Raw genomic sequence first — 11,162 nt, 5'->3', positions numbered from 1 at the left:
TTCGTGGCGCAGTTGGGCCGCAACTTCGCGATCATCTACGAGCAGGCCAATGCTCATGGTCAGAAGGTGCAGACCGCGGGCAACAACATGGCCAACACCGACGCCTCCGTCGGCTCCAGTTGGGCCTGACCAAAGCCAGAACGCAAGCAAGAACCGGCGCAGCCTGGAGGCTGCGCCGGTTCTTGCGTTCGAGGTCGGTGCGGCCGGGTTACCCGCCGCCGGCCGGTCCGCCCGGGGAGACCGATGCGCACCCGCCCAGCACCGTGGTGGAGATGAACGTCGCGGCATTGGCCAGATAGTTGTCGGACGGATCGTAGGTCGGCAGCGCCAGCACGAACGCCCGCCGATATTGCGCGGACAGCTCCGCGAAATCCTGGAGGGTGGGGTTGTTACTGCGGCGGCCCAGCTGCTGCATCTTGTTGGCCAGACTGATCATCACCGGTCCGACGGCCAGGTTGATCGCCTTCTGTTGGGGGTTCCAGTAGGTGCCCGGGATGCTCGGGTCGATCTCCGTCCACTCGCCGGTGTCGGTGCCGAACTTATTCAGCGCGGCCCGCCAGTCCGCGCACACCGGATTGGGCCCGGTCAGGTAGCGCTGCGGGTTGGTGGGGTTACCCGGCGAGGCGGTCTTGGTGGGCGCCGACTGCGCCTCGACCAGCGGCGCGCGGGTCGCCGCCGATCCGTTGTTGCTGGCCGCGCAGATCGCCGCCAGCGCCGATGCCGCGCTGTGTGCGGTACCGGCCAGGGCCGCGTCGCGTTCGGTGTAGGTGGGGATGTGCTCGACGAAAGCGCGAGCATAGGCGATGAACTGCTCGTAGAGCTCGCGCATCACCCGGTGCGGGGTGAGCTTCACCAGCCCGACCGTCTGTGCGGCGGCGTTGCGCACCACCTGCCCGGCGGCCAGGTACTCCTTCTTCTGTTCGTCGTTCCACGCCGTGGCCGGGATCGACTGATCGCGCTCGTTCCATTTGCCGTGTCCCAGCAGGGACAGCGTGTTGGACAGGTTGCCGCTGATCGACCCCCACGCAATACAACTGGGGTCGTTCATGATGATCGCGACCGGCCCGGTGTCGTCGGCGCTGGCGATGCCCGAGGCGGCCGCGTTGCGGCTGGAGGCCGCGCCATCCAGCGACCCCTTGCCCGGGTCACCGCCCAGCAGCACTACCCCGACCAGAACGAGGGCGACCACAGCCAGCACGACCACGGCGGCCAGCCCCCATTTGAGGCTGTTGGTCTGCTTTGGTGTGGCGTCGACGTCGTCGTCGTCGTCCTCGAAGTCATAGTCGAAGTCGTCGACGTCATCGGTGCCATTGGTCACAGTGAGCCAGCTTAAAGCACCGACCGGCTCGGGGCAGGGCTGCGCGATGGCTCTACACTTGGCGACCGTCGAACCGTTACCTAGAACCGTCCTCAAACCAGGGGGTATTTCGTGCTGCGCAGCCACGACGCCGGCTCATTGCGGGCCACCGACGCGGGGCGCACTGTCACGCTGGCCGGCTGGGTGGCCCGCCGACGCGACCACGGCGGGGTCATCTTCATCGACCTGCGTGACGCCTCGGGGGTGGCGCAGGTGGTGTTTCGGGATCTCGCGGTGCTGGACCAGGCCCACCGACTGCGTGCCGAGTTCTGTGTCGCGGTCACCGGCGTCGTCGAGGTCCGGCCGACTGGGAATGAGAACCCCGAACTTCCCACCGGTGCCATCGAGATCAACGCGGCCGCCCTGACCGTCCTCAATGAGGCCGCGCCGCTGCCGTTCCAACTCGACGAGTCAGCCGGTGAGGAGGCCCGCCTCAAGCACCGCTATTTGGACCTGCGCCGCGAAGACGGCCCCGGGGCGGCGCTGCGGCTGCGTTCCAAGGTCAACGCGGCCGCCCGTGCGGTGCTCGCCGAACATGACTTCATCGAGATCGAAACCCCCACCCTGACCCGGTCCACCCCGGAGGGTGCACGCGACTTCCTGGTGCCGGCCCGGCTGCAGCCGGGCTCGTTCTACGCGCTGCCGCAGAGCCCGCAGCTGTTCAAGCAGCTGCTCATGGTGGCCGGCATGGAGCGCTACTACCAGATCGCCCGCTGCTACCGCGACGAGGACTTCCGCGCCGACCGCCAGCCGGAGTTCACCCAGCTGGATCTGGAGATGAGCTTCGTCGACGCCGAGGACGTGATAGGCATCGCCGAACAGGTGCTCACGGCGCTGTGGGCGCTGATCGGCTACGACTTGCCGACCCCGCTGCCCCGGATGACCTACGCCGACGCGATGCGCCGGTTCGGCTCCGACAAGCCCGATCTGCGGTTCGGACTGGAGCTGGTGGAGTGCGCCGAGTTCTTCGCCGACACCACTTTCCGGGTCTTTCAGGCGCCCTATGTGGGCGCGGTGGTCATGCCGGGTGGTGCGTCGCAGCCGCGCCGCACCCTGGACGGCTGGCAGGAGTGGGCCAAGCAGCGCGGAGCCAAGGGTCTGGCTTATGTGCTGGTCGGTGACGACGGCGAACTGTCGGGGCCGGTGGCCAAGAACCTCACCGACGCCGAACGCGCCGGGCTGGCCGGGCACGTCGGCGCCGCGCCGGGGGACTGCATCTTCTTTGCGGCCGGGCCGGTCAAATCGTCCCGGGCGCTGCTGGGAGCGGCTCGCGGCGAGATCGCCCGGCGGCTGGACCTGATCGACGCAGGCGCCTGGGCGTTCACCTGGGTCATCGACCCGCCGCTGTTCGAACCCGCCGGCGACGCCGCGGCCGCCGGGGATGTCGCCGTCGGCTCCGGAGCGTGGACCGCGGTGCACCACGCCTTCACCTCGCCGAAGCCCGAATACGCCGGCAGCGTGGAGTCGGACCCGGGTGCGGTGCTGGCCGACGCCTACGACGTGGTGTGCAACGGCAATGAGATCGGCGGGGGCTCAATCCGTATCCACCGCCGCGACATCCAGCAACAGGTCTTCAAGGTGATGGGACTGGGTGAAGCCGAGGCTGCCGAGAAATTCGGATTCCTGTTGGACGCCTTCAGTTTCGGTGCTCCGCCACACGGCGGGCTGGCGTTCGGCTGGGACCGGGTGGTGGCACTGTTGGCTGGGGTCGACTCGATCCGCGAGGTCATTGCGTTCCCGAAGTCCGGCGGCGGCATCGACCCGCTGACCGACGCCCCGGCGCCGATCACCGCCGCCCAGCGCAAGGAAGCCGGGATCGACGCCAAGCCCGAGCAGCGCTGAACCGTAGACCCGGGCCGGGCCCATCGGTCAAGCTGGGCACATGGAATCCGCTGAATTTGCACGACTCGTCGCGGCGAACATCCCGTTCGCCGACGTGCTGGGGATCGAACTCGGTGGGGCGACACCGCACCAGGTGAGCGCCACCATGGCTTGGGCGCCCGAGAAGTGCACCACCGCCGGCATCATGCACGGGGGAGCGCTGATGGCGTTCGCCGACACCGTCGGGGCGGTGTGCGCGGTCGCCAACCTGCCCCGGGGTGCGAGCACCTCGACCATCGAATCGAAAACCAACTTCTTCCGGGCGGTGCGCGAGGGCACCGTCACCGCGACCAGCGTCCCGCTGCACGTCGGAAGGACCACGATCGTGGTGCAGACCGACCTGGCTGATGACCGCGGGAAGCGGGTCGCCCGGGTCACCCAGACCCAGGCGGTACTGGCGCCGAAGTAGTCGGTCTCACCAGAACGGTTTGTCTCACCAGAACGGTTTGAGGAGGCCGCGCAGCGCCGGGGGCACCCAGCCCTTCACCGACGACGGGAATACTTTCCCCGGACCGCATTTGGGCCACGCATAGGGCCCCTGCTCATCGAGGACCCGAGTGGCGACGGCTATCTGTTCCTCCCGCGACGCCTTCGCCGGCGAACCCACGCCGCCGAATGCGTGCCAGGTCGATGGTTTGAACTGCAGCCCACCGTAGAAACCGTTGCCGGTATCGGCGGCCCAGTTGCCGCCCGACTCGCATTGGGCGACCGCATCCCAGCCCATCATCATGGCGTTGTCGGCGTGAGCGACCCCTGCCGAGCCCAGCAGTGCGCCCACGATCCCCCCGGTGATCAGCCCGGATGCGGCCCACGCGAGGTGCCGCCTCCCGAACTGCACGACACGCCGTGCCGTGTTCCGGTACATATCACAACCTCCGTGATAGTTGTCTATCAGTGAGGTTTACGAGCATAACGCGACAATTGATGAAATTGCACATTTTTACTACCTAACGATGCAAATGGGTTTGATGTTGTTAGCTGGGGTAAAAGTCAATTAGCGTTGCTGTAGTTAACGAAGTTGTAATTGGTACGTATGTTGCGAGAGATCTCTTAGAAATTAAGAGTAATTTGAGCGACTAATGTTATTAGAGTGACAGATGTGACGGGTGTGACTAAATTTCGGCATCACGACGCGCGCGGTCGCTTCCATCCCGCCGCGGCCGAAGCGCCCTAGGCTGCCTCGGGTGGCCGACCGCTATGGAACCGACATCCTCGCCGACAACCCGCACTCCACCCGTAAGGCCCGTTCCACCGAGGTTCCGGTGGAACTGGGCATGGTGGTCGAAGACGCCCAGAGCGGTTACGTCGGCGCCGTGGTGCGGGTGGAATACGGCCGCATCGACCTCGAAGATCGCCGTGGCCGCACCCGCGGATTCCCGGTCGGCCCGGGCTATCTGATCGACGGCAGACCGGTGATCCTCACCGAGCCGCGGCCGGTCACGCCCAAAACGCCCGTCCGCACCGCTTCAGGCTCGGTGGCGGTGCCCGGCGCCCGCGCCAAGGTGGCACTGGCCAGCCGGATCTACGTCGAGGGCCGTCACGACGCCGAACTCGTCGAACAGGTCTGGGGTCATGACCTGCGCATCGAGGGCGTGGTCGTCGAGTACCTGGGCGGCATCGACGACCTGGCCGGCATCGTGGCGGAATTCGAGCCCGGGCCGGGCCGCCGGCTCGGGGTGCTGGTCGACCACCTGGTCACCGGATCCAAGGAGACCCGGATCGCCGAGAAGGTGCGCTGCGGGCCAGGTGGTGCGCACACCCTGATCGTCGGACACCCCTATGTCGACATCTGGCAGGCGGTCAAGCCGGCCCGGCTCGGATTGCGGGCGTGGCCGACGATCCCGCGCAACATCGAGTGGAAACACGGCATCTGCGCCGCGCTGGGCTGGCCGCACAACGACCAGGCCGACATCGCCGCGGCCTGGCAGCGTATCCGCGGCCGGGTCCGCGACTGGACCGATCTGGAACCGGAGCTGATCGGGCGGGTCGAGGAGCTGATCGACTTCGTGACGCAATCCCCCTGAATCCGGCCAACGCGGCCGAAACAGCGGGTTGGATGACAGCTATGAAAACAATTGCCGCCGTGGCGCATGCGCCCAACCAGCCCTTCGAGATCATCGAGTTGGACCTGGACGGCCCCGGACCGGGCGAAGTGTTGATCAAATTCACCGCCGCCGGGCTGTGCCATTCGGATCTGCACCTGGCCGACGGTGACTGGCCGGCCCGGTTCCCGATCGTCGGCGGACACGAGGGCGCCGGGATCATCGAGGACGTCGGCCCCGGGGTCACCAAAGTCAAGCCCGGCGATCACGTGGTGTGCTGCTTCATCCCCAGCTGCGGCAACTGCCGCTACTGCTCGACCGGTCGGCAGAACCTGTGCGACATGGGCGCCACCATTCTGGAGGGCTGCATGCCCGACGGCACCTTCCGCTTTCATTCGGGCGGAACCGATTACGGCGGCTTCTGCATGCTGGGCACCTTCGCCGAGCGGGCGACCGTCTCGCAGCACTCGGTGGTCAAAGTCGACGACTGGCTGCCGCTTGAGACCGCGGTGCTGGTCGGTTGCGGGGTGCCCACCGGTTGGGCGACCGCCAACTACGACGGCGGGGTTCGCGCCGGGGACGCCGTCGTGGTCTACGGCATCGGCGGGGTCGGCATCAACGCGGTGCAGGGCGCCGCGCACGCCGGCGCCAAATATGTGGTGGCGGTCGACCCGGTGGAGTTCAAGCGCGAGACGGCGCTGGCACTCGGGGCCACGCACGCCTTCGCCACCGCCGAGGAGGCGATGGTCAAGATCGCCGAACTCACTTGGGGGCAGATGGCAGACCAGGCGCTGATCACCGTCGGCGACCTCGACGAGGCCGTCACCACCGCGGCGTTCAACACCATCGGCAAGGGTGGCACCGTCGTGATCGCCGCACTGGCGAAGCTGGAAAGCCTCGACGTACATGTGTCGGGTTCGCAGCTGGCGTTGTTCGGCAAGACCATTAAAGGCACCCTGTTCGGCGGGGCCAACCCGCAGTACGACATCGTGCGACTGCTGCGACTCTACGACGCCGGCCAGCTCAAGCTCGATGAGCTCATCACCCGCCGCTACACCCTGGAGCAGGTCAACGAGGGTTACCAGGACCTGCGCGACGGTAAGAACATCCGCGGGGTGATCGTGCACGGCTGACGCAGCCGTGGTCAGACGGGAATGGTATGCCTGAAGTTGTGTCCGACGGACTGTTCGACCTCACCGGCGCCCCCGCACCCGAACCCGGAGCCCCCGCGTCCACACCGTTGGCGGTGCGGATGCGCCCGGCGTCCCTCGACGAGGTGGTCGGCCAAGACCACCTGCTGGGGCCGGGTTCCCCGCTGCGCCGGCTGGTGGACGGCTCCGGGGCGGCCTCGGTCATCCTCTACGGTCCCCCCGGCACCGGAAAGACCACGCTGGCCTCGCTGATCTCCGGGGCGACCGGCCGCCGTTTCGAGGCGCTGTCGGCACTGAGCGCCGGGGTCAAAGAAGTGCGCGCCGTGATCGACACCGCACGGCGCGCGGCCGCCTACGGCGAACAGACCGTGCTGTTCATCGACGAGGTGCACCGGTTCTCCAAGACCCAGCAGGATGCGCTGCTGTCGGCCGTGGAGAACCGGGTGGTGCTGCTGGTGGCGGCCACCACCGAGAACCCGTCGTTCTCGGTGGTCGCCCCACTGCTGAGCCGGTCGCTGATCCTGCAACTGCGGCCGCTGGGTCCCGAAGACATCGCCACCGTGGTGCGCCGCGCCATCGACGACGAGCGCGGACTGGGCGGGCGTATCGAGGTGGCACCGGATGCGGTCGACCTGCTGGTGCGGTTGGCCGCCGGGGATGCCCGCCGCGCCCTGACTGCGCTGGAGGTGGCGTCCGAAGGGGTGGCGGCGGGCGAACAGGTCGGTGTGGCGACCGTCGAGGGGTCACTGGATCAGGCCGCGGTGCGCTACGACCGCGACGGCGACCAGCACTACGACGTGATCAGTGCGTTCATCAAGAGCGTGCGCGGCTCCGACGTCGACGCCGCGTTGCACTATCTGGCCCGGATGCTGGTCGCGGGGGAGGACCCGCGGTTCATCGCCCGCCGGCTGATGATCTTGGCCAGCGAGGACATCGGGATGGCCGATCCGACCGCGCTGCAGACCGCGGTGGCCGCCGCGCAGACTGTGGCGCTGATCGGCATGCCCGAAGCGCAGCTGACCCTGGCGCATGCGTGCGTGCACCTGGCGACCGCACCGAAGTCCAACTCCGTGACCACCGCGTTGGGCGCGGCGATGAACGACATCAAGGCCGGCAAGGCCGGGGCGGTACCGGCGCACCTGCGCGACGGCCACTACTCGGGGGCGCAGGCGCTGGGCAACGCCGTCGGCTACCGGTATGCTCACGATCATCCGGATGGTGTTGTGCCACAACAATACCCACCTGACGATCTGGTCGGGGTCGACTACTATCAGCCCACCGGACACGGCAACGAACGCGAGATCAGCGGGCGGTTGCAGAAGCTGCGGGCCATCATCCGCCGCCGCTAGCCCCCGTGGCCGCGTGGGAATCTCACGGCGAGACACGCCCGCGATACGTCGTGGATTTCCCGCTCGGGGCGGGGCGCGGTGTCTAGTCAGCCGGTGACGCCGGCCTGGGCCAGCCACTCGGCCAGTGAGCGCCCGGCGTCCAGCACGTGCCGCTCGGCGATGGCACGCGACGCCTCGGCGTCCCGGTCGGCCAGTGCGGTCACCAGCTTCTGGTGGTCTTCCAGCGAATGGTGCTCGTGTTCGGGGAACACCGTCAGGAAGTTCGTCGGCACCACCCGCGCGGCATGCCGGATCTGTATCAGTAGCTGCGGCGAGTGGGCGGCCCGGTGGATCTCCTGGTGGAACTGCCAGTTGGCGTCGCCGATGCGGTCCGAGCCGCGCAGGGATTCGACGTCGGCGGCCAGCGTCCGCAGGTGCGTGACGTCTTCGGCGGTGAGCCGCTCGGCGGCCCAGGCGGCGGCTTGCCCGGTCAGCACGCCCAGGATGGTGAAACTGTCCAGCACGTCCTCGGGGCGGACCCCGATCACCGTGACGCCGCTGCGCGGCGCGACCTGGACCAGTCCCTCGTAGGACAACTCCAGCAGCGCCTCGCGGACGGGGGTGCGACTGGTGGCGAACTCCGCGGTGATGGCATCCAGGTCCAGGCGGGTACCGGGAGCCAGGTCGCCGGTGAGGATGCGGTTGCGCAGCTCGCGTGCGGCGCGCTCCCGCACGGTGCCGCCGATGTCGACATTGTTGGCCGTCACGGCAGGAATGGTACACATCACAAAACCCAATAGTTGATATCTGATATATCAGATGGTAGATATCAATTGTGACTTCCCGAACCTCGCGAACCGACCAGATGGCCCTCGTCGCCTTCCTGCAAGCGGGCAACGCCTCGGTGTACGCCGGATCGTGGCGCCATCCCGCCACCGAGCACGGCTACCTCGACGCCTCCTACTACGCCAAGATCGGCCGGCAGCTCGAGGAGGGCTGCTTCGACCTGATGTTCTTCGACGACCGGCTGGCGATGCCGGGGATCTACGGCGGAGCGGTCGCCGACGCGGTGCGCTACGGGGCGCGGCCGGTGAAGCTGGACCTCTCGACCGTCCTCGGTGTCCTGGCTCAGGCCACCTCGCGGATCGGGCTGGGGGCAACATATTCCACCACCTACTACGCGCCGTTTCACGTGGCGCGCACCTTCGCCACCCTCGATCACCTGTCCCGGGGCCGCGCGGCATGGAACGTGGTCACCTCGGTCAACGACGGTGAAGCGCAGAACTACGGTCTGACCAGCCATCTCAGCCACGACGAGCGCTACGACCGCGCCGACGAATTCCTCGACGTGGTCGCCGGGCTGTGGGACACCTGGGAGGACGGCGCCATCGTGGCCGACCGCGCCACCGGCATCTACGCCGACCCGGCCAAGGTGCACGAGCTGCGGCATGTGGGCGAATACTTCTCGGTGCGCGGACCGCTGACCGTGCCACGCACCCCACAGGGCCGCCCGGTCATCATCCAGGCCGGCTCGTCCGGACGGGGGCGCGAATTCGCCTCCCGCTGGGCAGATCTGATCTTCACCGGCGACCCCGGGATCGAGGTGGCCCGCAGCCACTACGCCGACCAGAAGGAACGCATCGCCGACGCCGGGCGCGACCCGGCCTCGGTGAAGCTGTGTCCGATGGCCTATGCGGTGGTGGGCGAGTCCGAGGACCACGCCAAGCATCGCGAGCAGGTGTTCCTCAACGATCTGGTGGACCCGATGGCCTCGCTCACGCTGCTGTCCGAGCTGATGAACTACGACTTCGCCCAGCACAACCTGGACGATCCGATCACCGACGAACTGATCGCCTCGGTCTCGGGCATCCGCGGGCTGGTGCAGAACCTGCGCACCCACATCGGCGACGACATCACCCTGCGGGACCTGGCCGGACATCGCGCGACTCTGCTGCAGGGGCCGCGCTTCGTCGGCACCGGAACCCAGGTCGCCGACCAGATGGAGGAATGGTTCCACGGCGGCGCCTGCGACGGATTCGTCTTGGCGGCAACACATTCACCGGGTGCCTACGAAGACGTGGTCCGGATGGTGGTCCCGGAGCTGCAGCGGCGCGGGCTGTTCCGCACCGAATACCGGGGCGCCACCCTGCGCGAGCACCTGGGCCTGGCCCGGCCCGGTGCGGCCGCAGTTCCGGCATGATGCTGGACGGCATCCGGGTGCTCGACCTGGCTACCCTGGCGGCCGCTCCACTGGTGGCCACCTACCTCGGCGAGTTCGGCGCCGACGTGATCAAAGTCGAGCAGCCCGGCTCCGGCGACCCGATCCGCAGCTGGGGCAGCCAGCGTGACGGTGTAGGGCTGATGTGGAAGTCGGTGTCGCGCAACAAGCGGTCGATCACCTGCAACCTGCGGGTCACCGAAGGCCAGCAGTTGGCGCGGAAGCTGGCAGCCCACGCCGACGTGGTGATCGTCAACACCCGACCCCAGACGCTGCGCACGTGGGGGCTGGACTATGCGGCACTGCGCGCGGTCAACGATCGCATCGTGATGTTGCACATCACCGGCTATGGGCTGTCCGGCCCGAAAAGCGACCGCCCCGGTTTCGGCACGCTCGGCGAGGCGATGAGCGGCTTCGCCAACATCACCGGCGAAACCGACGGGCCCCCGACCCTGCCGCCGTTCATGCTGGCCGACGGGGTGGCCTCGCTGAACGCCGCCTACGCGGTGATGATGGCGCTGTATCACCGTGACGTGCACGGCGCTTCGGGCCAGTTGATCGACGTCAACCTGATCGACCCGCTGGCGCGGCTGCTGGAACAGACCCTGCTCGGCTACGACCAGCTCGGACTGGTGCCGACGCGGGCCGGCAACCGCTGGGACATCTCCGCACCCCGCAACACCTACCGCACCAAAGACGGTCGCTGGCTGGCGATGTCGGGCAGCTCACCGGCATTGGCGCTGCGGGTGTTTCACGCGATCGGGCGTGGCGACCTGATCGGCGACGCCGATTTCGCCGATCCGCAGCGCCGCCTCGCCCGCGCCGCCGAGGTCGACCAGGTGGTCGCCGACTGGGTGGCGACCAAGACCCTGGACGAGGCCATGGCAGTCTTCAACGCCGAACACGTCGCGGCCGCAGCGGTTTACGACATCACCGACCTGGTCGCCGACGAACAACTCGCACACCGTGAGGTGTTCGTCCGCGTCGGCGACGACGAACTCGGCGCCATGACCGTCCAAGCGCCGGTGCCGCGGTTCTCCGACGCCAAAGGTCGCGTCGAGCATCTGGGCCCGCGGCTGGGGGAACACAACACCGACGTCTACCGCGAACTGCTCGACATGACCCCATCCGACATCGACGACCTGCGCGCCCGCGGCGTGCTGTGACCCTGGCCCTCAAGGAGAA

At 67.9% G+C, this 11,162-nt stretch carries 10 protein-coding genes and 1 pseudogene; 8 read left to right on the top strand and 3 right to left on the bottom strand.

Annotated elements, in window-relative coordinates; genetic code table 11:
• Positions 1 to 129: pseudogene (locus ACZYY4_RS19380) on the top strand (type VII secretion protein EsxI); the annotation flags it as partial.
• Between the two features lie 79 nt (positions 130 to 208).
• On the opposite strand, the gene ACZYY4_RS19375 reads toward ACZYY4_RS19380, so the two are convergent.
• Entirely contained in the window at positions 209 to 1,318 is a 1,110-nt protein-coding gene (locus ACZYY4_RS19375) for a hypothetical protein (protein ID WP_463811627.1), read from the bottom strand.
• A 111-nt stretch (positions 1,319 to 1,429) separates the two neighbouring features.
• On the opposite strand from ACZYY4_RS19375, the gene aspS reads away from it, so the two are divergent.
• Together aspS and ACZYY4_RS19365 are read left to right on the top strand one after the other, a co-directional pair.
• The gene (gene aspS / locus ACZYY4_RS19370; protein ID WP_463811625.1) at positions 1,430 to 3,199 is read left to right on the top strand and encodes an aspartate--tRNA ligase; all 1,770 of its coding nucleotides are present in this window, start codon (positions 1,430 to 1,432) and stop codon (positions 3,197 to 3,199) included.
• A gap of 40 nt (positions 3,200 to 3,239) precedes the next feature.
• Entirely contained in the window at positions 3,240 to 3,647 is a 408-nt protein-coding gene (locus tag ACZYY4_RS19365; protein WP_463811624.1) for a PaaI family thioesterase, read from the top strand.
• A 24-nt stretch (positions 3,648 to 3,671) separates the two neighbouring features.
• Here ACZYY4_RS19365 and ACZYY4_RS19360 read toward each other — a convergent pair whose 3' ends face one another.
• Positions 3,672 to 4,103, bottom strand: coding sequence for a transglycosylase family protein (locus ACZYY4_RS19360; RefSeq protein ID WP_463811622.1), 432 nt, complete (start codon positions 4,101 to 4,103; stop codon positions 3,672 to 3,674).
• Between the two features lie 319 nt (positions 4,104 to 4,422).
• On the opposite strand from ACZYY4_RS19360, the gene ACZYY4_RS19355 reads away from it, so the two are divergent.
• Genes ACZYY4_RS19355 through ACZYY4_RS19345 form a run of 3 tightly spaced genes read left to right on the top strand, consistent with a single transcriptional unit; the run spans position 4,423 to position 7,780 of the window.
• Positions 4,423 to 5,262 (top strand): DUF3097 domain-containing protein, encoded by an 840-nt coding sequence (locus ACZYY4_RS19355; protein ID WP_463811620.1) that lies wholly within the window; start codon positions 4,423 to 4,425, stop codon positions 5,260 to 5,262.
• 41 nt (positions 5,263 to 5,303) lie between these two features.
• A complete protein-coding gene (locus tag ACZYY4_RS19350; RefSeq protein WP_463811619.1) occupies positions 5,304 to 6,413 on the top strand; it encodes an NDMA-dependent alcohol dehydrogenase in 1,110 nt (369 codons plus the stop codon).
• Positions 6,414 to 6,439: 26 nt separating this feature from the next.
• On the top strand, positions 6,440 to 7,780 hold the full coding sequence (locus ACZYY4_RS19345) for a replication-associated recombination protein A (RefSeq protein WP_463811617.1): 1,341 nt from the start codon (positions 6,440 to 6,442) through the stop codon (positions 7,778 to 7,780).
• Between the two features lie 86 nt (positions 7,781 to 7,866).
• Here the strand turns inward: ACZYY4_RS19345 and ACZYY4_RS19340 are convergent, their stop codons facing one another.
• Positions 7,867 to 8,526 (bottom strand): GntR family transcriptional regulator, encoded by a 660-nt coding sequence (locus ACZYY4_RS19340; protein WP_463811616.1) that lies wholly within the window; start codon positions 8,524 to 8,526, stop codon positions 7,867 to 7,869.
• A 98-nt stretch (positions 8,527 to 8,624) separates the two neighbouring features.
• Between ACZYY4_RS19340 and ACZYY4_RS19335 the strand changes: the two genes are divergently transcribed.
• A complete protein-coding gene (locus tag ACZYY4_RS19335; protein ID WP_463811652.1) occupies positions 8,625 to 9,959 on the top strand; it encodes an LLM class flavin-dependent oxidoreductase in 1,335 nt (444 codons plus the stop codon).
• A complete protein-coding gene (locus tag ACZYY4_RS19330) occupies positions 9,959 to 11,143 on the top strand; it encodes a CaiB/BaiF CoA transferase family protein (RefSeq protein ID WP_463811650.1) in 1,185 nt (394 codons plus the stop codon). Before ACZYY4_RS19335 ends, ACZYY4_RS19330 begins: the two co-directional genes overlap by 1 nt.
• Positions 11,144 to 11,162: the final 19 nt, after the last annotated feature.

Source organism: Mycobacterium sp. IDUB_21 (assembly GCF_055419425.1).
The sequence above is the reverse complement of the archived record's forward strand: the minus strand, read 5'-3'. Positions and strand labels throughout refer to the sequence as shown.